16 protein-coding genes are annotated in these 21989 nt (G+C 45.2%); 2 read left to right on the top strand and 14 right to left on the bottom strand.

Features of this window, described 5'->3' with window-relative positions:
* Nucleotides 1-96: 96 nt before the first annotated feature.
* The 11 genes from hflX to prmB form a co-directional block, all read right to left on the bottom strand.
* Nucleotides 97-1464, bottom strand: a complete 1368-nt coding sequence (gene hflX, locus MSG36_RS20690; protein WP_017056924.1) for a GTPase HflX — start codon at nt 1462-1464, stop codon at nt 97-99.
* A gap of 225 nt (nt 1465-1689) precedes the next feature.
* Nucleotides 1690-2835, bottom strand: coding sequence for a S8 family serine peptidase (locus MSG36_RS20685; protein ID WP_248369580.1), 1146 nt, complete (start codon nt 2833-2835; stop codon nt 1690-1692).
* 140 nt (nt 2836-2975) lie between these two features.
* Nucleotides 2976-4088 (bottom strand): sn-glycerol-3-phosphate ABC transporter ATP-binding protein UgpC, encoded by a 1113-nt coding sequence (gene ugpC, locus MSG36_RS20680; protein ID WP_081230565.1) that lies wholly within the window; start codon nt 4086-4088, stop codon nt 2976-2978.
* A 6-nt stretch (nt 4089-4094) separates the two neighbouring features.
* Nucleotides 4095-4952, bottom strand: a complete 858-nt coding sequence (locus tag MSG36_RS20675) for a carbohydrate ABC transporter permease (protein ID WP_048661487.1) — start codon at nt 4950-4952, stop codon at nt 4095-4097.
* Nucleotides 4949-5887, bottom strand: coding sequence for a sugar ABC transporter permease (locus tag MSG36_RS20670; protein WP_009848503.1), 939 nt, complete (start codon nt 5885-5887; stop codon nt 4949-4951). Before MSG36_RS20670 ends, MSG36_RS20675 begins: the two co-directional genes overlap by 4 nt.
* A 144-nt stretch (nt 5888-6031) precedes the next feature.
* A complete protein-coding gene (locus MSG36_RS20665; protein ID WP_048664276.1) occupies nt 6032-7279 on the bottom strand; it encodes an ABC transporter substrate-binding protein in 1248 nt (415 codons plus the stop codon).
* A 110-nt stretch (nt 7280-7389) separates the two neighbouring features.
* A complete protein-coding gene (locus MSG36_RS20660; protein WP_248369560.1) occupies nt 7390-8835 on the bottom strand; it encodes an ATP-binding protein in 1446 nt (481 codons plus the stop codon).
* A gap of 44 nt (nt 8836-8879) precedes the next feature.
* Nucleotides 8880-9608, bottom strand: a complete 729-nt coding sequence (locus tag MSG36_RS20655) for a response regulator transcription factor (RefSeq protein WP_048661490.1) — start codon at nt 9606-9608, stop codon at nt 8880-8882.
* Nucleotides 9609-9760: 152 nt separating this feature from the next.
* Complete coding sequence (locus tag MSG36_RS20650; RefSeq protein ID WP_248369558.1) at nt 9761-11218, bottom strand: protein adenylyltransferase SelO; 1458 nt, start codon at nt 11216-11218, stop codon at nt 9761-9763.
* Between the two features lie 569 nt (nt 11219-11787).
* On the bottom strand, nt 11788-12429 hold the full coding sequence (locus MSG36_RS20645; RefSeq protein WP_248369556.1) for a LysE family translocator: 642 nt from the start codon (nt 12427-12429) through the stop codon (nt 11788-11790).
* A gap of 252 nt (nt 12430-12681) precedes the next feature.
* Entirely contained in the window at nt 12682-13614 is a 933-nt protein-coding gene (prmB, locus tag MSG36_RS20640; protein WP_017060640.1) for a 50S ribosomal protein L3 N(5)-glutamine methyltransferase, read from the bottom strand.
* A 62-nt stretch (nt 13615-13676) separates the two neighbouring features.
* Here prmB and smrB point away from each other — a divergent pair, with 62 nt between their 5' ends.
* On the top strand, nt 13677-14207 hold the full coding sequence (gene smrB, locus MSG36_RS20635; protein WP_017633130.1) for an endonuclease SmrB: 531 nt from the start codon (nt 13677-13679) through the stop codon (nt 14205-14207).
* A 111-nt stretch (nt 14208-14318) separates the two neighbouring features.
* On the opposite strand, the gene sixA is transcribed toward smrB, so the two are convergent.
* Nucleotides 14319-14783 (bottom strand): phosphohistidine phosphatase SixA, encoded by a 465-nt coding sequence (gene sixA / locus MSG36_RS20630; RefSeq protein ID WP_017064097.1) that lies wholly within the window; start codon nt 14781-14783, stop codon nt 14319-14321.
* 305 nt (nt 14784-15088) lie between these two features.
* On the opposite strand from sixA, the gene MSG36_RS20625 reads away from it, so the two are divergent.
* Nucleotides 15089-17866: an insulinase family protein gene (locus MSG36_RS20625; protein WP_248369555.1), complete on the top strand. Its 2778-nt coding sequence runs from the start codon at nt 15089-15091 to the stop codon at nt 17864-17866.
* Nucleotides 17867-18251: 385 nt separating this feature from the next.
* Here the strand turns inward: MSG36_RS20625 and fadJ are convergent, their stop codons facing one another.
* Both fadJ and fadI read right to left on the bottom strand, forming a co-directional pair.
* Nucleotides 18252-20468 (bottom strand): fatty acid oxidation complex subunit alpha FadJ, encoded by a 2217-nt coding sequence (gene fadJ / locus MSG36_RS20620; RefSeq protein ID WP_248369554.1) that lies wholly within the window; start codon nt 20466-20468, stop codon nt 18252-18254.
* Nucleotides 20468-21775, bottom strand: a complete 1308-nt coding sequence (gene fadI / locus MSG36_RS20615; protein ID WP_048607862.1) for an acetyl-CoA C-acyltransferase FadI — start codon at nt 21773-21775, stop codon at nt 20468-20470. Before fadI ends, fadJ begins: the two co-directional genes overlap by 1 nt.
* Nucleotides 21776-21989: the final 214 nt, after the last annotated feature.

Below are 21989 nucleotides of genomic sequence, written 5' to 3'. Positions count from 1 at the left end.
GCATTTCAATACAGAGTTAATTAACTCAACGAATAAAAAAAGCGACCTTATCAGGTCGCTTTTCTTTTGGTCATTCTTCTTAAGCTAGCTAAAAGATTAAGACTTCTGCATACGCTTTTTCAGTCGAGCTAAGTCAATTTCACTAGAGCGAACGGTCAACTTAATACACTCGTAGTCGTACTCTTCTTTTACCACACTCATGTTTGAACGAATCTCACCGATGATGCCTTGGCCAGAATAAGGAATCGTGATCTCTTCTTCGATCATGCCTTCTTCAGCAACACCAACGATGTACTTGTGCAGTTTGGTGATATCCAGAGGATCACGAGTTGACGTTAGCATCGCATCTGGGAATTCTTCGATCAGCTCTAATTGCTGCTCTTCAGTCAATCTATCGCACTTATTCAGCACTAATAGTTTTTCGCTGCCTTCAACGCCCACTTGAGCTAATACGTCGTGCACTACATCAAGTTGTGCGCGGAATGAAACGTCAGAAGCATCAACGACATAAAGCAGCAACGAAGCATCATGCGCTTCTGCTAGCGTTGAGTGGAACGAAGCAACCAGGTCATGTGGCAATTTCTTGATGAAACCCACTGTATCTGAAACAAGGATACGCGGTTGAGTGATTGGCTGAAGCGCACGAACCGTGGTGTCTAGCGTTGCGAACAGTTTATCTTCACCCACCACTTCGGTTGCGGTCATTGCACGCATCATCGAAGATTTACCGGCATTGGTGTAGCCAACTAAAGCAACAGTGAAAAGCTCCGCGCGCCTTGTGCGTCGGGTCTTCATTTCATCTTGTACGCTTACTAGCTCACGCTTAAGCGCAGCAATTTGGTCACGTACGTTACGACGGTCTAGCTCTAGTGAAGTTTCACCGGCGCCCTGACCCATTTGACGCTCTTTATCACCCTCAGCTGTTTCACGAAGTCGTGGCACTAAGTAGTTTAGACGAGCGATATCAACTTGCAGACGAGCAGTACGAGTACGAGCGTGACGGCTGAAGATTTCGATGATGATACCAGTACGGTCAAATACTTCTACACCCAAACTCGCCTCAACAGTGCGCAGTTGAGATGGGCTTAAATCACAGTCAAAGACCACAACATCAGCAGCGCCGTATTGGAAATTGCCCGTTGGAAGATCATCAAAATCTAGCTCGTCGATTTCTGAATCAAATAGGCCTGATTCATCAAGGAAGTCTTCATCTTCTGCTTCTTCAATCGAACCTTGGTAACCAGTTAGATGAGCAATTTCCGCAAGCTTACCAGCACCCAACACGTTTTGTCGTTGAGCTGAACTGTGGTGCTGCGATTGAGTACCAACCACTTTAAACCCTAGGGTTGTTACTAAGCGAGCAAGTTCGGCAAGAGACTCTTTTGCTTCGTCACCTTTGAAGTCCGGTGTCGTAATAGAAATAAGTAAAGCGTTACTAGCTGAGGGTTTTGCTGTTAGTTTCATGTATTCTTCTGTTTATGCACCAAAGTGCAACCTAGTATTTGGTCTAAAGTTGACTCGATCCTACGCGTTTCTACGTCAGCTTTATATAGCCACATCACACTAAATATCAGCTTTGATGATAATTAACTGTCTACTCGATGATTATTCACAATAAAAAACGACCCATCAGGTCGCTTTTTATTGCCTACAACGGCATTTTTATACCTACTTAAACTATCAAACAAGTTAATTACTCACTGCAATAGGGTCAGGAGACCCGTCGGGATCATTATTCACATCACCATCCAAAGAGAATGAGCCTCCGGTGGCTAACAGTACTCCACAAAAGTGAGGAGCCGCCATTGAGGTACCATTGTAAGAAACTGTTCCTCCGCCCGTTTTGGTCGATAACACATCGACTCCAGGTTGAGCGTAATCTACATCAGAGCCATAATTGGAAAAGTAAGCGAAATTATCGTTAGATTCACCAAATGCGGAAATAGTAAATATATTCGTGCCGTTGGTACTCGCTGGCGTAAACCCACTGGCATCCTGCCCTGAATTACCCGCTGCGATTGAGAAAAATATCCCTTGAGCAGCGGCCGTTTTAATCGCGCTATCCAAGGCGGCTGAATATCCAGCTCCTCCCAAACTCATATTGGCACAGTCACCAGAGTCACCATAACGAGCAACATGATCAACTCCTGCAATCACGCCCGACATTGAACCACTGCCGCTATTATCTAACACCCGTACTGGAATTACCTGTACACCAGGAGCAACACCAACGACATCAAAACCGTCATCATACGCACCAATCGTTCCTGCTACATGCGTGCCGTGACCATTACCATCGCTAGTATTGTTTTTCTTACCGCGAGTAAAGTTTGCCCCTCTAGATTTGTTTACATTTAAATCTGGGTGGTTACTGTCAATACCCGAGTCTATAACCCAAGCAACAGATGAGGAATTACTCATATCAACAGTACCACCGTTGACTCTGGTTACACCCCAAGGAACCTGCTGAACAGCTCGCTCAACACTATCTCCACCTCCGCCTCGATTAGGTTTACCTCCTCGCGGTAAAGCATGCATGATGATATCAGGCTCAATGTAATCAATCTCGGGGAACCTATTTTTAAGACCTTTGAGAGCTTGCTCTGGGACCTTAACAGAAAACCCTTTCAAGGCATGGCTATATTGATGACCAACTACACCACGCCCATTGGCAACTTCGCGCGCGATATCATTCGCCCGTGATTCCGATACACTCTGTTTTAAAACGACAATATAACTGTCTCTCAAATCATGATTAACAACAGCAGATACAGGAGAAGAAAGAAGAGCAAGTGACATTGCTCCTGCAAGTAATTGGACTCTCATTGCAGACATCCTTTTTATAAAAATTAATCTCCCATCAAGCATAGACTCTACTGAGTTTTTTATCATTAATGTGACAATTAACCTGTCTTAATACAAAAACACCCCATCAAACGATGAGGTGTTTGGTGAAACTAACTTGCTAGTAACACTTAGAAATCGATTCTCGCTTCCGTCTGAGCATCAAAGAATACAGCTTTGGATAGGTCAAAATGCAGTGGTGCCATTTGCCCAACCGACACCTCAAATTCCGGCGACAAGCGACACGCGACTTCTTGGTCATTCACTTTGACCATAGCGATAGTATCTGGCCCTGTCGGTTCCAATACCTCCAGCTGTAAGTCTAGCTTTGTGGAGGCAGAAACATCATCACCTTCCTGTTCGGTAATGTGTTCTGGACGCAGCCCAATCACCAACTCTTTGCCATCTTGGTCGCGCATACTTTGTGGCAAACGAATGTGGTGTTCTTGATCTGCGGTACCGACCACCTTAATGATCGGATTCTGTTCCTCATCCAAATCCACCATGGTTTTAATGAAGTTCATTGACGGTGACCCCATAAAGCCAGCCACAAACATATTGTTGGGTTTGGTGTAGATCTCTTGCGGTGTGCCGAGCTGCTGCAGCTCACCATCTTTCATTACTGCGATGCGATCAGCCAGTGTCATTGCCTCGATCTGATCATGGGTTACATAAACGATCGTGGTATTCAGCTTCTGGTGCAAGCGCTTAATCTGATGACGCATCTCAACACGTAGCTTGGCATCCAAGTTCGAAAGCGGTTCATCAAATAGGTAAAGCTTAGGGCGACGAGCCAGAGCACGTCCCATCGCGACACGTTGACGCTGACCACCAGAAAGTTGCGACGGCTTACGATCAAGCAACTGCTCTATTTGCAGCATTTCAGCCACTCGATTCACTTCCGCATCAATCTCTTCCTGAGGCATCTTACGAATCTTCAAACCGAAAGCGATATTGCCGCGTACCGTCATATTTGGATAAAGCGCGTAAGACTGAAACACCATAGCAATATCGCGATCTTTGGGCTCAACTTGTGCCACGTCGACACCATCAATCACGATTTCACCCGAGCTAATATTCTCTAGCCCAGCAATGGTGTTCATTAGGGTCGATTTTCCACACCCCGAAGGGCCGACAAGTATCAAAAATTCCCCCGAATCGATACTGATGTCGATGCCCTTTAACGTTTCGTTGTCCGCGTTGCGATAGGTTTTACGGATCTGTTTTAAATCTAATGTTGCCATGGGTAATTATCCTTTTACTGATCCTGCCGTTAGGCCACGAACAAAATATTTTCCTGCGAAGACATACACCAGCAGCGTTGGCAGTGCGGCGATGATCGCGGCAGCCATATCGACGTTATATTCTTTAACGCCAGTGCTGGTGTTGACTAAGTTGTTTAATGCCACAGTGATCGGCTGAGTTTCTGAGCCGGAATAGACCACCCCGAACAAGAAATCATTCCAGATTGCGGTGAACTGCCAGATCACCGTCACCATGATGATTGGCGTGGAGATCGGTAATAAGATCTTAAAGAAAATCGTAAAGAAGCCCGCCCCATCTAGCTTTGCCGCTTTGATCAATTCATCAGGAATCGAGATATAGAAGTTACGGAAAAACAGAGTCGTAAACGCCATGCCGTAGATAACGTGCACAATCACCAATCCGATAGTTGTGTTTGCTAAACCCATTTTGCCGAGCATGGTTGCCATTGGCAGCAGCACAACTTGGAACGGAATAAAGCAACCGAACAACAACAAACTAAAGAACAGATTTGAGCCTCGGAATTGCCACTTAGTGACCACATAACCATTGAATGCGCCGAGCAATGTTGATATCGCTACAGCAGGAATCACCATTTGGAACGAGTTCCAGAAGTAGCCTTTGATGCCTTCACATTTCACGCCAGTACAAGCGGTATCCCACGCTTTATACCAAGCATCAAACACCCACTCTTTCGGTAAGCTCATCAAGTTACCTGCCTTTATGTCTGGCAGAGTTTTGAATGAGGTCAGTACCATTACGAACAGTGGCATTAGGTACACTAAACAGAAGAAAAGCAGTGCTGAATAGATAAACATTCGAGCAAAATTGATGTTATTCATCATGACTTTTTCTCCCTAAGTTCAGAGTAAAGATAAGGCACGAGAATCGCTAAGATACCGGCAAGCATCATCATGGCACTGGCAGCACCTAGGCCGATCTGTCCACGAGTGAATGAGTGTGCGTACATAAATAGCGCTGGAAGATCCGATGAATAACCCGGGCCACCTGCTGTCATTGCCGTCACAAGGTCGAAGCTCTTAATCGCAATGTGTGACGTGATGATCACCGCGCTGAAAACCACAGGGCGCAAGCAAGGCAGAATGATTTTGAGATAGATAGTGGGTAAGCTTGCCCCATCGATTTGCGCAGCTTTAATGATCGAAGAATCGATACCACGCAAACCCGCTAAGAACATCGCCATCACGAAGCCCGATGATTGCCAAAGTGCTGCGATGACCAAGGTATATACCGACATTTCGGAGTCGACTAGCCAATCAAACTTGAAGTCAGTAAATCCCCAGTCTTGCATCAACTTTTCAATGCCAAGACCTGGGTTAAGGATCCACTTCCACGCCGTACCTGTCACGATGAATGACAGCGCCATTGGGTAGAGATAGATAGTGCGAATCGCTCCTTCTTGACGGATATTCTGGTCAAGCAATACCGCTAAACCGACACCAAGCAAGATAGCAATCGCCATAAATAGAAAACCAAATACGCCGAGGTTGGTGATTGAAGTGATCCAGCGATCGTTGTCCATCAGCTTTTCATATTGGGTTAAACCAACGAAGTTGAAGCTCGGTAGAAATCGAGAGTTAGTGAACGACAACGCTGCCGTCCAAAAAATGTAGCCGTAGATACACACCACGGTCACTAACGCGGTCGGCGCTAGCACAATCTTAGGTAGCCAATGTTGCAACCTGTCAGCAAAACTCGGTTTCGGTGCAGGCTGGCTCCTTGTGGGTTTTGGAGTCGACTCAGTCAAAACATGCTCCATAACTTATCCTTGTTGCACAATCGAGCCAATGGCTTACCTTTCGGCACCACATCAGCATCACGCATATCAGAATTGGGAGTGAAGAGTAGATAGGCTCCCTACGAGCCTACCCACCCTGGGGGTTTGGTGTTAGACCAAGTTAGATTAGATAGCCGCTTTCACTGCTTTCGCTAACTTAGCTGCCGCTTCTTTTGGATCGGCATCTTTCTCATTGAAGAAGTTGGTTACCACGTCGTAAATTGCGCCTTGCGCGTAACTTGTCGTCGCTAGGCCGTGAGCCATACTCGGAACAAGATCGCCAGATTCCGCACTCGCTTTGAAGGTTGCCATAGAGTCCAACGCACATTGGTCGAACTTAGACATATCCATATCGAGACGTACAGGGATAGAACCTTTGTTTAGGTTAAAGACTTCTTGGAAATCTTTAGTAAGAATGGTTTTTGCTAGGTCTTGTTGCGCTTTTTGGTTCTCTTTGTCACTTAGTTCAAAGAACGCAAAGCTATCGATGTTGAAAGTGAATTGGCCATCAGTACCCGGAGCTGGTGCACAGATGTAGTCTTTACCCGGTACTTTACCTGCTGCAGTAAACTCACCTTTCGCCCAGTCGCCCATGATCTGCATCGCAGCTTCACCATTGATAACCATTGAAGTTGCTACGTTCCAATCACGACCCGGCGAGTTGCTGTCGATGTAGTCACGCATCTTTTTAAACTTGGTGAATACTTCCACCATTTTGTCGCCAGATAAAACGTCCATATCAAGATCAACGAATGCTTTGTTGTAGTCTTCACTGCCTAGTACATCAAGCGCCACCGCTTCGAAGACTGTCGCGTCTTGCCAAGGTTGACCACCGTGAGCCAGTGGAATGAAGCCAGCCGCTTTGATCTTGTCTGCCGCCACAAAGAACTCATCTAATGTGGTTGGAACGGTAACACCTGATTTTTCTAAAACAACAGGATTCGCCCAAAGCCAGTTAACACGGTGAACGTTGACAGGAACAGCCACATATTCTCCGTCCCACTTCATCACTTTGGTCACAACCTCTGGCAGTAACTCATCCCACTGTTCTTGTTTTGCTGTTGCATCGAGAGACGTAAGAAAACCTAAACCACCCCACTCTTGAATATCATGACCTTTGATCTGCGCAGCAGATGGTGGGTTACCTGATACTGCTCGCGTTTTCAAAACGGTCATCGCACTTTCACCGCCGCCACCAGCAACAGCGAAATCTTTCCAAGTATGACCTTGTTCTTCAATCATCTCTTTCAGTACCGCAGCGGATTTTGCTTCGCCACCAGCAGTCCACCAGTGAAGCACTTCCACTTCACCAGCTTGAGAAAATGTTGAGGCAGCAAGAAGAGATAGAGTAAGTAGGGTTTTATTGATTTTCATTATTATCTTCCATGTTTAGCGGACTCGACGTCCGGTTCAATACAGAGTCTACTTATTCTGATTTGTAAGATTGAAACAAAAGGTAAGCTCAATGTAACACAATTGTTACATTACACTTCTAGGCCTCTAGGGATATAGACTTTGGCTTCTAAGCCGCCTTGAGGGGAGTTACGAATAATGAGATCTCCACCGTGTCCGTGCAGGATATTTCGGCAGATCCCGAGCCCTAAACCGTGTCCTTGGTCGTCGGTGGCAAGCCTAAAGTAAGGTTCAAACACCAACTCTAACTTGCCTTCAGGGATACCTTTTCCGTGGTCTTGAATCGTCACGATAACCCACACCGAATCACTGTTGATAACGACCTCAGCTGATGTTCCATATTTCACAGCGTTGTCGATAAGGTTGGTTAGCACACGTTTAATGGCTAATGGTTTAGCGACTAGCGGTTCAACCACAGTGGGCTCAAACTCAACCAAGGTTTGATGTTGGTTGTGCAATTCAATCACTGAGAGCATCATCTCATTGAGGTCGATAATAGCGTTGTTTTCGTGAAGGTCAGTATCTCTTACCGCTTGTAATGCACCTTTGACCATCATCTCCAGCTCATCCAAGTCTTTATTGAATTTGTCTTTCTTTACTTCACTCTCCAACAATTCAGCCCGCAATCTAAGACGTGTTATTGGTGTCTTTAAATCATGAGAAATAGCAGAGAAAAGGTGCTCACGGTCGGCAACATAACGGCGAATCCGCTGCTGCATGCGGTTGAATGCTCGGGTTGCGGTAACCAGTTCTGTCGCCCCTTCTTCGTTAAGTGGAGGCTGCTGAATATCCATGCTCATTTCGTTGGCTGCCCTTGCTAGCTTTTTAAGCGGGCGCACTTGGCGGCGAATCATTAAGTAGGTCAACACCAATAGAATCAGCGTTGAAGAGAGCAAAAAGATCACCTGTTCACGACCAAGAATGGTGTCATCAAGTTTTACATAGGGAGCTGGTAACAGTGCGGCAATATACACCCATTCGTGACTGGCTAGCTCTATCTGAACAACCAAAATAGGTGGATTCAGAGGTTCTAACGTTAAAGTATGATGTGCCCACGATCGCGGGAGATCGCTTAAATATATGTCATTTTTAAGCAAACGGAGATGTTCAGGGCGAGAGAAATCAACACGGACTGATTCCACTTTATTGAGCTTGCTACTCAAAACACTTTCTATCGCTTCAATCGAGGCGGTTTTTAAGCGAGTATCGGGGATCGATTCAACAATCAAAGCCTCTTTATTGAAAGAGACAAAAAATCGCGTGCCACCCATATTTCGAATTTGGTCTAACACGATGTGGCGATATTTGACGGGTAAAGACTGAAAGAAAGTCACCGTTGAAGCAAACATGTTCGCCATGCTAGATGAGGCTGAGCGAATCCCTTCCAGTTCTTTATGTTTAGATTCGCTATACCAAATAGAGGTTGCGATACCTTGAGCAATCACCACCGCTAACAGAGTCAACAACAAGGTTCTTGCGACCAAGGAATTTGGTTTTAATCGACTTAACCATTTCATACGAGATACTTCATTAGCATTACTTGATAAACATTAGATCATACTCAGTGCTCATACTGAACAGGCACAGCGAGAATATAGCCATTGCCACGCATGGTTTTGATGTAGTGAGGGTATTTGCCGCTGTCGCCCAATCGGCTTCTCAGACGACTAAGCTGCACATCAATGCCTCGTTCAAAAGGCAACGCTTCGCGGCCTCTGGTAGCGAAAGAGATGGTGTCACGGTCGAGAACTTCGTTAGGACGAGTTAAGAACAGCATCAACAGAGAAAAGTCACTGCCCGACAAGTCCATCTCTTCTGAGTGTTCATTGTGGGAAATTCGATGTGCGAGCGTATCAAGCGTCCAATCACCAAAAATAATCTGCTTTGGCAGTGCATCACTCGGCTTGTCATCCACCACTTGAACACGGCGCAATAACGCTTTGATACGCGCCATTAACTGACGTGGACTAAACGGCTTGGCAATATAATCATCGGCACCAATTTCCAACCCGATAATCTGGTCGGTTTCATCCGACACCGCAGTCAGCATGATAATAGGCACATTCGATTGCTTACGGACACGTTGACACAAGGTAAAGCCATCGTCACCGGGCAGCATCACATCAAGCAGAATCAGATCCGGGTAACCTTGGTTTTGCAGATGAGTTTCTAGTTCAACACCGTCTCCTACAGAAGAGACATCGAAACCCGATTTTGTCAGGTACTCTTCCAGCAGCTCGCGGATTTCTTGATCATCATCCACCACGAGAATTCGAGTATTTGTTGGCATCGCCCAAACCTATTAAATTTACAACTTATTCACATAGTGTATAGGCAGGTCGAGTATTTGATTATTGATATGTTGATAAAATTAGAAGAACAAACAGATAGAGATCACAACTAAGCGACCGCTATCTGTTGGTATTGCATTGATAAGCCTATTTAAGACGAGCAGCTGATCTCCATCGCTTTACCCCACTCTGGTGGTAACGCGGCAAGATGTTCGTAGTCAGGGTGTTCCGCATAAGGATCGGCCAACACCACCATTAATGCGTCAATATCACTGCTATCACCACGCTCAGCTTTATCTATTGCTAGCTGAGCTAGGTAGTTTCTGAGGATGTATTTCGGGTTTACCTGTCTCATCTTTTCGCAGCGCTCTGCCACTGAGCTCTCTTCAAGTTCACAGCGTTGTAAGTAGTTATCTACCCAAAGTTTTGCTGCATCTCGATCAATTATCAGATCAATCACTTCTTGTGGCAACAAGGTGTCTAGGTTCGATAGCGTTCTAAAGAACCTTGGGTAGTCGACTTTATTTTGCGACATCAGCTCGAACATAGATTCAAACAAACGACTGTCACCTTCTTGTTTCGAAAGTAGCCCCAACTTACGACGCATCATCTGACTAAAGTAACCGTTCATTTGCGGTTCGTACTGCTCTAAAGCTGCCTCTAAGTCGGCCTTATCCACCAGCGGAGAAAGTGAGTGTGCCAGTGCCGACAGGTTCCAAAGCCCTATTCTTGGCTGTTGGTTAAAAGCATAACGACCTTGGTAATCCGAGTGATTACAGATCAAGCGAGGGTCGTATTCGTCAAGAAATGCGAATGGGCCGTAATCGAAGGTTTGTCCGATAATTGACATGTTATCGGTGTTCATCACGCCATGAGCAAAACCATTCGCTTGCCACAACGCGACCATTTCCGCAGTGCGATCGACAATCTCATTAAACATGGCAGCGTAGGGTTTTTCTTCATCAAGGCATTCCGGGAAGTGCCATTCGATAACTTTATCAGCCAGTAATTTATGTTCTGCCAACTGATTGGTATAAAACAGATGTTCAAAGTGACCAAAACGAATGTGGGATTCAGATGCACGCACCAGTAATGCTCCCCACTCTTGCTTCTCACGATAAACTGGCGTGTCACTGGTCATCATGGCTAATGCACGTGTGGTTGGGATGTTAAGCCCTGCCATCGCTTCGCTACATAAGTATTCACGAACCGTTGATCGAATAACAGCGCGCCCATCACCCATACGAGAATAAGGCGTTTTACCTGCACCTTTGAGGTGTAAGTCGAACGTTTCGCCACTTTTCGCGACAACTTGAGCTAATAACAGCCCTCTTCCATCACCTAAATCCGGATTATAAGAACCAAACTGGTGGCCTGCATATTTCATTGCTACAGGCGAAAACTGCTCAGGTTCAACATTGCCAGATAACGTTTCAAGCAACTCTTCTGAAGCATCATCAAATGACGGAAAGCCGAGTTCATCCGCAAGCTTATGGTTCCATGCGAGCCATTGAACATTGTTTAGCGGTGTAGGTTGAATTGGGGTATAGAACAGTCGAGGTAATGCAGTAAATCGATTGTTAAATGAAATAGAATCCCAGACAGACATGAGAGATACACTGTAGATAAAAGATAACTTAAGATTATCACAGTTTCGTAACAACTTCAGAAGTGCGATGGTGCTCGTTTATAGAGATAAGGTGACAAACCTGTCCACAGGAAGAAGGTAGTGACTTAAGGCAAGAAGTGACAACGAGAAAGTGGCAACTAGAAGTAAATTATTGGGGGAAGCTTGCTAGAAGAAGATGACTAAGAAAAAGTTAAGTGGCTAGCCTGATGAGAAAAGCCACATTTATAAGAGAAAGAGTTCTGACTTTGAAGACTTTTTAACAAGTGATTTCATAATAAAAACTAAAAATATAGAGCCATGAAGCTGACTACATTAGAGCAAGAATACCCACTAGAGAAAGGGTAGAGAAAATCCAAGTACGACTGATTACGCCAAAGTTACTGTGTTGAATCATTTCTTGATGCTGCATATGTCTCTCCTTGAGAACGTGATGGTGTAACTACAATATATCGGCTTTTCGCCAAAAGCAGCAAGCATATTAATATTAACCTTTTATGACAGCATCAAGAATATTCTGTAATCATTCACTTCTCAGATAAAACAGAAAGTTATGCTCGACTGGTCGTCGAAAGCAGTGCACCAGCCCCAATAAAGACACCTCCAGTGACACGATTAAAGACCTTAGCTCGACCTTTCGCAAACAACCAATTTGACGACTTCGCCCCCAGGTAGGCGTACACCAGTAACCAAGACAATTCCATGACTGCGAAGGTCAAAGCAAACACCGTAAACTGGGGAACCAGAGCGATCGATGGGTCAATAAATTGAGGAAAAAGTGCAGTAAAAAACAAGATAGCTTTGGGGTTACTCGCGCCAACAATAAAGCCACTTAGGTAATGCTGCGCAGCACTTTCTTTGACAGATTGAGCACCGCCTTGTTGATCCGGTAACTTGTCATAATCTTGTTGGTTAGAGCGCAGAGATTTCCAGCCGATGAAGATAAGGTAAGCCGCACCAGTCCATTTTATGACATTAAATACCACTTCAGACGAAGCAATAATTACCCCTAGCCCGGTAAACGATAAGGTTAGAATGCCAGTAATCGCAGTTAAGCTCCCCAACGCGGTAAATATCGATAATTTAAAGCCAGATTGCACACCTTTGGTCATGCACAATAAAGAACTTGGGCCTGGTGATGCCGTTAAGATCAGCACTGCTAATAAATAATAAATCCATGTATCAAAGCTCATCGTGAATCCTCCTTAACTCACTAAAACGACTAAATATTAAACACCAATATGTAATAAGCCCTCATATTAATCAACTAAATATTGTACTTAACGTCTTCGATATGAATACAAACATCTTTAATCTAGGCAATAAAAAACGCCATGCAGCAATGCATGGCGTTTAAACAAAACGTTTCAAATCGAACGTCTTACTAGATTTCAGGTTCTAAGCTTACAGCCCTAAGAGAGGGGCACTAACCTAATAATTGAAACCTAGTCTTTGTAGATAGAGAACTCATCAGCGCAAGCAACAAGCTGCTCACGAGTGATCATGAATACGCCATGACCACCGTTAGAGAATTCAATCCAAGTGAATGGAATCTCTGGGTACTGATCCATCATATGAACCATTGAGTTACCTACTTCACAGATAAGAATACCGTCGTCAGTTAGGTAGTCTGGAGCATTAGCTAAGATGCGACGAACCAATTTCAGACCGTCTGTACCCGCAGCTAGGCCAAGTTCTGGCTCGTGAGTAAACTCATCAGGCAGGCTGTTCATATCTTCTTCGTCCACGTAAGGTGGGTTAGATACGATCAGGTTGTATTTCTCTTTTGGCAAATCACGGAAAAGATCTGAACGGATTGGGAACACTTGCTGCTCCATGCCGTGATCTTGAACGTTCTGCTCTGCAACTTGCAATGCGTCTGTAGAGATATCAATCGCATCTACTTCAGCGTCAGGGAATGCGTGAGCACAAGCAATAGCGATACAACCACTACCCGTACACATATCCATGATGCGAGTTGGCTCTTCAGTTAGCCAAGGTTGGAATTGAGCTTCGATCAGCTCACCAATTGGCGAACGAGGCACAAGAACGCGTTCATCAACGAAGAACTCAAGACCACAGAACCAAGCTTTGTTGGTTAGGTAAGCCGTTGGTGTACGATCATTAATACGCTTGATTACGCGCTCAACAATACGCAGACGTTCGCTGCTCGTTAGACGAGAGTTCATCACATGCGAAGGAACATCAATCGGCAGATAAAGAGTAGGTAAGATAAGTTGTACTGCCTCATCCCACGCGTTATCAGTGCCGTGACCATAAAATAGGCCCGCTGCGTTAAAGCGGCTAACAGTCCAACGAATCACATCTTGAAGCGTGTGTAGTTCTGATACCGCTTCTTCTACAAAAATCTTATCCAAAATTGTCTCCGAAAAGCGCTACAATACTGCTAATTACGTTTCTAATTAGAATTCATAACCTGATGAGCAAAAAAGACACCGACTTCGATGACGATTTCGCCCTGTTCAACGATGCAGTAAAGGGCGTTAAAAAGTTGCAACAGGATACCATAGTCCAGCAGCCAAAAAGAAATGCCAAGCAAAAAGAAATTACTCGAACGGCAAGACAAGCCAGTGATAGCGAGTTTTATTTCTCGGATGAGTTCATTCCGCATCTTAGCGAAGACGGTCCGACACGTTATGCGCGTGATGATGTCTCTAAATATGAGGTCAAGCGCCTCCGTCGTGGTGTCTACGTGCCTGACGTGTATCTCGATATGCATGGTATGACTCAACAAGAAGCCAAACGTGAGCTTGGCGCGATGATTGCGCACTGCGTAAAAGAGAGCGTGGCGTGTGCCTGTGTTCAGCACGGTATCGGTAAACACATCCTTAAACAGAAGGTGCCTTTGTGGTTAGCACAGCACCCAGATGTGATGGCCTTCCACCAAGCGCCTTTAGAGTTTGGCGGCAATGGCGCACTATTGGTTCTATTATCGATTCCTGAGAAATAATTCTGGTTTACGAATTCTCTCTCACCAAAAAACAACAAAGGGCATCCCAATCATATTGAGATGCCCTTTCTAATTGTCTGCAACTTTGTCATCAAACAGAGCTCAACGAGCTTATGGATTGATGTTCCAAAGCAACTCACCTTTTTGTGTCTCAAGGTTGAAGTCGATACACGCTAAGCCCGAAGTGGGAAACATAGGCGGTGCCATGCCTGTTGCAAACTCTGCCGTTAGGTAGCCCACTAGAGGTAAATGAGAAACAAATAAAATGGTCTCTAGTTTTTCTACTTCAGCCATTGCTAAGGTCAAATCAAACACATCGTCGGACATTCCATAAGGCGTAATATCATCACAGGTTTCTACTTTCTTTCCAGAAAACGCCTGAGAGATCTCTAACCACGTTTCTTGTGCCCTTAAATATGGGCTCACCAGCACTTTATCGAATTGACTAATCCCCTGTTCATTTGCAGCTTGTGCTACTGCAAGAGAAGCCATTTTCCCGCGCTTGGTCAACGCTCGTTCTGCATCCGAGTTCGCAAAATGTTCTGCTTCACCGTGGCGCATAATGAATATTTTCATGTTCAATCCTGTCTTCGTAACATGTCGAAAGTCGATATATCCCATATATCAGCGAAACGCTACTTAGGTTTGGCTCTCAATCCAGAGAAACCGCAGTCAATATAAATAATTATATCAAGTCACTTGCCAAAGAGTTCGACTTTCTTAACAATCTTGTTAAAAGAAAATAAATTACTGATAAAAATCGATAAAATTGATTTAGAAATCGCCAAAAAGCACTTCATATCCCAAAATATGATCACAAGGTTTGCACGCCGAATCATCGGGTACATAATTTAAAAACCACCTTCTCTGGAGATGCTCCTGTGCACTTAAGCCCAAATGATGAACATCAATACCGCTACATAACCTTAAATAACGGGTTACGTGTACTGTTAGTTCAAGATCAGAATGCTCAAAAATCAGCAGCCGCATTAGCCGTCAATGTGGGGCATTTTGATGACCCTACAGACCGAGAGGGTTTAGCTCACTACTTAGAGCATATGCTATTTTTAGGAACTGAAAAGTATCCAAAGGTCGGAGAGTTCCAAAGTTTTATCAGCCAACATGGCGGCAGCAACAATGCTTGGACAGGAACAGAACATACCTGCTTCTTTTTTGATGTTGAATTGAATGCCTTTGAAACCGCACTCGATCGCTTCAGCCAATTTTTTACCGCTCCGCTGTTCAACGAAGAAGCATTAGATAAAGAACGCCAAGCCGTTGATTCCGAATACAAGATGAAACTCAACGACGATTCGCGACGCTTGTACCAAGTTACCAAAGAACTGGTGAATCACAATCACCCATTCTCGAAGTTTTCTGTCGGTAATATCGATACGTTGGGCGACAGAAACGGCGAGACGATTCGACAAGAGATCTTAGCTTTCCACCAGCAACAATACTCTGCTGACTTAATGACGCTGACATTGTCTAGCAATCAATCTTTAGATGAAATGCAAAACTGGGTTGAGGATCGCTTTAGCTCGATCACCAATCACAACCTACAAGGCAAGAAGGTTGAAGTACCAATTGTTGGCGAGTTAAGCACTGGCGTTCAAGTCCGCGTTGAGCCAATTAAAGAAGTTCGCAAACTGATCTTAACCTTCCCTATGCCAAGCATGGACGAGCACTATGGCGTTAAGCCATTGTCGTTCTTTGCCCACCTGTTAGGTTACGAAGGTGAAGGCAGTTTGATGATGCAACTTAAAGAGAAAGGTTGGATAACATCCCTCTCTGCGGGTGGTGGCGCAAGCGGCAGTAACTACCGTGATTTCACAGTCAGTTGCTCGTTGACCATTGAAGGTTTAACCAAAACCGATAACATCATCCAAGCGATATTTCAGTACATCAAATTAGTCGAGCAACAAGGCATAGAAGAGTGGCGCTATCTAGAAAAACGTGCCGTATTAGAGTCTGCTTTCCGCTTTCAAGAGCCAGCAAGGCCACTAGATGTGGTTAGCCACCTTGTTATCAATATGCAGCACTATCAAGAGCAAGATGTGGTGTATGGCGATTACAAGATGTCGCATTTCGATGACGAGTTGCAACGCTCTTTGCTTCCTTACTTAACCGTCGACAACATGCGTGCGACCATTGTTGCTCAGGGATTCGAGTATGACAGAGAAGCGAAGTGGTATTTTACGCCCTACTCGGTCACACCATTTAGCGCTGAACAAGTTCAATGCTTTGCATGCATTAACCCCGGTTGGCAGTTTGAACTCCCAAGCAAAAACCCGTTTATTTGCTACGATCTAGACCCTACTGAACTCGAAGGTGACGCTAAGTTCCCACAACTGTTAGAAGAGCTCGATGGCTTTAAGCTATGGCACCTGCAAGACCATCAATTTCGAGTGCCTAAAGGTGTGGTGTATGTTGCTATCGACAGCCCACACTCAGTCGCTAGCCCAAGAAATATCGTTAAAACGCGCTTGTGTGTAGAAATGTTCTTAGACTCGCTTGAAAAAGATACCTATCAAGCTGAAATCGCCGGAATGGGTTACAACATGTATACCCATCAGGGCGGCGTTACACTCACACTTTCTGGATTCAGTGAGAAGCAACCACAATTGCTTAATATGATCCTTGAACGCTTTCAAGCACGCGACTTTAGTCCAACACGCTTCGAAACGATTAAGCATCAATTGCTAAGAAACTGGAATAATGCGTCGCAAGACCGCCCTATTTCGCAGCTGTTTAATGCGATGACAGGGATACTTCAGCCAAATAACCCGCCCTATTCTGTATTAATTGAAGCGCTGGAAACGATAGAGGTCGATGAACTCTCTTCTTTTGTTCAAGCAATCTTGGCTGAACTGCACGTAGAAATGTTTGTGTATGGCGACTGGAAAAAAGCCGACGCACATAAAATGGCGGAAACGCTAAAAGATGCCCTACGTGTTCAAGACCAAGCCTACGAAGAGTCATTGCGCCCGTTAATTATGCTAGGTGAAAACGGCAGCTTCCAGCGTGAAGTGGTGTGTAACCAAGATGATTCGGCAATCGTGGTTTATTACCAGTGCGCTGATATTTCTCCTAAAAACATTGCGCTGTATTCATTGGCGAACCATTTGATGTCAGCCACCTTCTTCCATGAGATCCGTACCAAGCAGCAGCTAGGTTACATGGTCGGCACAGGTAATATGCCACTCAACCGACACCCAGGTATTGTGTTGTATGTACAATCACCGAATGCTGCTCCAGCAGACTTATTAGCCTCGATAGACGAGTTCCTCAATGCCTTTTATATGGTGTTGTTAGAGCTTAACGACTACCAATGGCACAGCAGTAAACGCGGTCTCTGGAATCAGATTTCGACACCAGATACGACTTTGCGAGGACGAGCTCAACGCTTATGGGTTGCGATAGGCAATAAGGACTTGGAATTCAATCAGAGAGAGCGTGTGTTGGAAGATCTTAAAGGGTTAACTCGTTCAGACATGATGCGTTTTGTGGTGAGCCAACTAAAACCACGCACCGCAAATCGTCTAATTATGCATGCGCACGGTAATGCCCATCATGAGGAAGAGAAGTTGTCGGCAGGTGTGGAGATTGGCTCTATTGATGAGTTCCAGTTGCGCCCGAAAGATACTGAGCTTGGTTGATAAGAGTGTTTTAGAAATCAAAGGTTGATGTGAAAGCATCAACCTTTTTTATTGGATGCAACATAAAAGCAGATCTCCTATTACGCTCCTTCGTCGCTTTAGGAGATGACGATAGTTTTGATTGACGTATGTTTGACCACCTTTCTAATCAACGTAATAACTTACTTTTTATCTCTCGAACATCATTCCCGAAAAGGAAGAACGACCGAATCGGGAATCTCCCACACCAAGCCAACGCTACCAGACAGAACACATCACTCTCCCACGTCATTCTCGAGAAGGAAGAATGACTGAGTCGGGAATCTCATACCTCTAATATGTCTGCATAAAAATAAAGCCCACATCAATCGCTTGATGTAGGCTTCGTAATCAATGAGTTAGAGAGTTACTTATAAAAAGACTCATCCAAACCAGCACGCGTCAGTAGGCCATCACATGGCGCGAAACGATCACCGTACTTCACAGCAAAATCGTTCATCATCTCAACCAGTGACTTAATACCGATTTGGTCCATGTAACGGAACGGACCACCTAAGAACGGAGGGAAACCGATACCAAAAATAGCACCAATATCGCCATCACGAGGGCTACGGATAATGCCGTCATCTAGACAACGAACCGCTTCGTTTAGCATCGGTAACACACAGCGCATTGCGATATCGTTATCGCTCAACTTAGGTTCAGGTTGCAGTTTAAGCAACTTGTAAACTGACTTATCGACTTCCTTCTTCTTACCCTTGTAGGTGTAGAAACCTTTACCACTCTTACGACCTTTACGGTTGTCATTCAATAGAATATCAAACACATCTGGGCCTTGGAAACGATCGCCAAGTTCATTCACTAGAATAGGAATAATCTTCGCGCCGATATCCACACCGACCTCATCTAATAAGGTAATTGGGCCAACCGGGAAACCGAAGTCCAATAACGTGCTGTCGAGTTTTTCAATCGGCTCGTTCGCTAATAACAAATGCGCGGCTTCATTCATGTACGGAGCAAGAATACGGTTCACATAGAAACCTGCCGTATCTTTAACAACAATCGGCGTTTTGCCTTGCTTCTTCGCTAATGCTACAACCGTTGAAATCGTCTCTTCTGAGGTTGTCTCATGAGGAATAACCTCAACCAGTGGCATTTTCTCAGCAGGACTGAAGTAGTGAAGACCAACCACATTTTCTGGTCGCTGCGCCTTCTCCGCAATCTTATGGATCGGCAGTGAAGAAGTATTCGTCGCGAAAATCGTCTCTGGCTTGGCATTGGCTTCGATGTCCGCAACCATTGATTGCTTAAGATCGAGGTCTTCAAACACCGCTTCAATCACCACATCGGTGTGGTTAAAGCTTGTAAAGTCGATACCACCAGAAAGCTGAAGCATCTTACTTTCAAGACCAGCTCGGCTCAGAATGCGACGCTTACGCTGCTTATCGAACAACTTGAAGTTGTAGTTCAGCGCGTTCAAAACGCCTTCATTTGATACGTCTTTAATACGAACAGGTACTTTCGCTTTTGCAACGCTTACATGACTAATACCTGCGCCCATAAGGCCGCCACCCAGTACACCAACACGCTTAACTGCCTTTGGATCTGCGTCTGCGCCATGTTCTTTTTTCATTTCGGTGGTTGCAAAGAAAATCGAACGAAGGGCTTTTGACTCAGAGGTCATCACTAGTTCAGAGAAACGCTTCGCTTCGTACTGAAGGCCTTTATCAAAGCCGTTCTCTAGGCCATAACGAATGACGTCTAGAATCGCATCTGCTGCTGGGTAATTTCCGCGTGTTTTCTGATTCGTCTTCTTTGAAGCCTGTTCAAAAATCACTTTGCGACCAAGGCCCGTGCGTGAAATCAGCTTTTCTTTAGTCGACGCTTGGCTTTTCGACGCCAGACGCTTACCTTTTTTACTGCCCGTATTCTTTTCAACATAGCTTTTTGCTACTTCAAGCAAAATGGTATCAGGGACACAAGCATCCACAACACCAAGTGATTTCGCTTTCTTAGCGCGCAGTTGCTTGCCCGTTAGGATTAGATCGAGTGACGGTAGCAAACCAATCAAACGAGGAAGACGCTGCGTACCACCAGAACCTGGTAGCAAACCTAGTTGCACTTCAGGTAGACCAAGACGCGTCTTATCTGAATCGGTACACACACGGTAGTCACACGCTAATGCGAGCTCTAAACCGCCACCAAGACATGGGCCATGAATCGCAGCAACAACTGGGTAAGGAAGATCAGATAACGCTTGGAACATCTCTTGACCTTGGCGAGCTAAAGACTGCGCTTCATCAGCCGTTTTACAAGCATCCAGCATTCTTACATCAGCGCCAGCGATAAAGTTATCTGGCTTAAGAGAATGAACGATTAAGCCCTTAACTCGGCTCTGCTTTTCTTTAAGTTGCTCGAAGATCGCTTTCATTTCTTCAGCAAAAGCCGCTTGTAGCGTGTTCATTTTCTCGTTTGGCACATCAATCGCCAACCAAGCAATATCTTGGTCATCGATGTTAAGAGAAAATGCTGTCGTTTTCTTTTGGGTTGATTCAGTCGCAGACGTTGAATCTGGTTGAGCGACTGTTTCTTTTTCTGTTGTTGCATCAAGAGTCGTAGACATTATTCTACCTCCAAGATCATTGCTGCACCTAAACCACCAGCCGCACACGCTGTGTTCAGTGCCAAGCCGCCACCGCGGCGTTTCAATTCACGTAATGTTTGAGTCATCATGCGCGCACCAGTTGCAGCAAACGGGTGTCCGTAAGCAATTGAGCTACCCAGCACGTTGAACTTCTCCATATCAATCTCACCGATCGCTTTGTCACGGCCAAGATTCTTCTGAGCAAACTCATCGCTCGCAAACATTTTTACATTCGCCAGAACTTGAGCTGCAAACGCTTCATGCATCTCGATAAGCGTTAGGTCTGACAACTCTAGCCCCGTGTTCTTCAATACTTGAGAGGTCGCGTAAGTCGGCCCCATCAACATATCTGTTTCAACACCAATCGCTGAGAATGCGTAGCCACGAATATAGCCGAGTACTTCTAAGCCTAGCTCCTTCGCTTTACCTTCGCGCATCAACATCACCGCAGCGCCGCCATCAGTCAGCGGCGTAGCATTGGCTGCCGTTACACTGCCGTATTTTCTATCAAAAGCAGGACGCAGCTTAGCGTAGCCTTCAACCGTTGAGTCGTGGCGAATGTTGTTGTCTTCCGCTAAGTACTTTTTGTAAGGCGCCGGGAATGCCGTCATCACTTCGTCTTTAATCTTGCCTTCTTTCCATGCCTGAGAAGCCAAAGAGTGAGAACGGTGAGCAAGTGCGTCTTGAGCTTCGCGAGTAATACCATGGGTCTTCGCCATCTGCTCAGCCGTTTGTCCCATGGATAAACCGGTCGAGTACTCTGCAACTGCAGGTGGTACTGGCATCAAATCTTTTACTGAAAGCGTTTTAAGAATCTTCAGCTTTTGACCCATAGTTTTCGTTTTGCTCAGCGCTAATAGATTTGCCGCTAACTTTTTCGATACACCGATAGGCAATACAGAAGAAGAGTCCGCACCGCCTGCAATACCGACATCAATCGTGCCAGCCATAATGCTTTCAGTCACGTTAACTGCCGCTTGGAAGCTGGTCGCACATGCTCGTGTGACACTGTAGGCATCGGTATTGATGTCCATGCCTGTGCCCAACACGATTTCACGCGCAATATTCGGCGCTTCTGGCATTTGCACGACTTGGCCGAACACAACTTGTTCGATAAGCGCAGGATCGACATCCGTTCTTGCAAGCATTTCGCTCACAACCATTTTGCCTAGGTCAACCGCAGGCACTTGGCTAAATTCTGTACTCTGACGAGCGAATGGGGTTCGTAATCCAGCGACAACGGCAACACGTTCTCCAGAACGCGTTTTGACTTCCTGTTTGCCCATGGTTTCTCCTTAAAGTTAAGAGGTCTGACCTGAAGCATTGTAAAGAAGTTGTTAATTAAATCAAACGGGCGTTTAAATAAACGTGATACGAGTATCTCACTGTTTGAAAATATAACTGCACATTCAGGCGAACCTTTTTGGGGGAAAGGTTGTCGTAAGAGACTAAACGATTGTAAGCCAGGACTGCTATCGCAATGTAGAGAATGGTTTTCTT

Origin of the sequence: Vibrio sp. 1CM8B (assembly GCF_023161685.1) — a bacterium.
GTDB lineage: Bacteria > Pseudomonadota > Gammaproteobacteria > Enterobacterales > Vibrionaceae > Vibrio > Vibrio coralliirubri.
Note: the sequence above shows the minus strand (reverse complement) of the source record. Positions and strands in the feature narration are given on the sequence as shown.

Bases quoted from the DNA above. Each gene is read 5' to 3' on its own strand.
- hflX (WP_017056924.1), bottom strand. From the start codon at position 1,464: ATGAAACTAACAGCAAAACCCTCAGCTAGTAACGCTTTACTTATTTCT.
- MSG36_RS20685 (WP_248369580.1), bottom strand. From the start codon at position 2,835: ATGTCTGCAATGAGAGTCCAATTACTTGCAGGAGCAATGTCACTTGCT.
- ugpC (WP_081230565.1), bottom strand. From the start codon at position 4,088: ATGGCAACATTAGATTTAAAACAGATCCGTAAAACCTATCGCAACGCG.
- MSG36_RS20675 (WP_048661487.1), bottom strand. From the start codon at position 4,952: ATGATGAATAACATCAATTTTGCTCGAATGTTTATCTATTCAGCACTG.
- MSG36_RS20670 (WP_009848503.1), bottom strand. From the start codon at position 5,887: ATGGAGCATGTTTTGACTGAGTCGACTCCAAAACCCACAAGGAGCCAG.
- MSG36_RS20665 (WP_048664276.1), bottom strand. From the start codon at position 7,279: ATGAAAATCAATAAAACCCTACTTACTCTATCTCTTCTTGCTGCCTCA.
- MSG36_RS20660 (WP_248369560.1), bottom strand. From the start codon at position 8,835: ATGAAATGGTTAAGTCGATTAAAACCAAATTCCTTGGTCGCAAGAACC.
- MSG36_RS20655 (WP_048661490.1), bottom strand. From the start codon at position 9,608: ATGCCAACAAATACTCGAATTCTCGTGGTGGATGATGATCAAGAAATC.
- MSG36_RS20650 (WP_248369558.1), bottom strand. From the start codon at position 11,218: ATGTCTGTCTGGGATTCTATTTCATTTAACAATCGATTTACTGCATTA.
- MSG36_RS20645 (WP_248369556.1), bottom strand. From the start codon at position 12,429: ATGAGCTTTGATACATGGATTTATTATTTATTAGCAGTGCTGATCTTA.
- smrB (WP_017633130.1), top strand. From the start codon at position 13,677: ATGAGCAAAAAAGACACCGACTTCGATGACGATTTCGCCCTGTTCAAC.
- sixA (WP_017064097.1), bottom strand. From the start codon at position 14,783: ATGAAAATATTCATTATGCGCCACGGTGAAGCAGAACATTTTGCGAAC.
- fadJ (WP_248369554.1), bottom strand. From the start codon at position 20,468: ATGTCTACGACTCTTGATGCAACAACAGAAAAAGAAACAGTCGCTCAA.
- fadI (WP_048607862.1), bottom strand. From the start codon at position 21,775: ATGGGCAAACAGGAAGTCAAAACGCGTTCTGGAGAACGTGTTGCCGTT.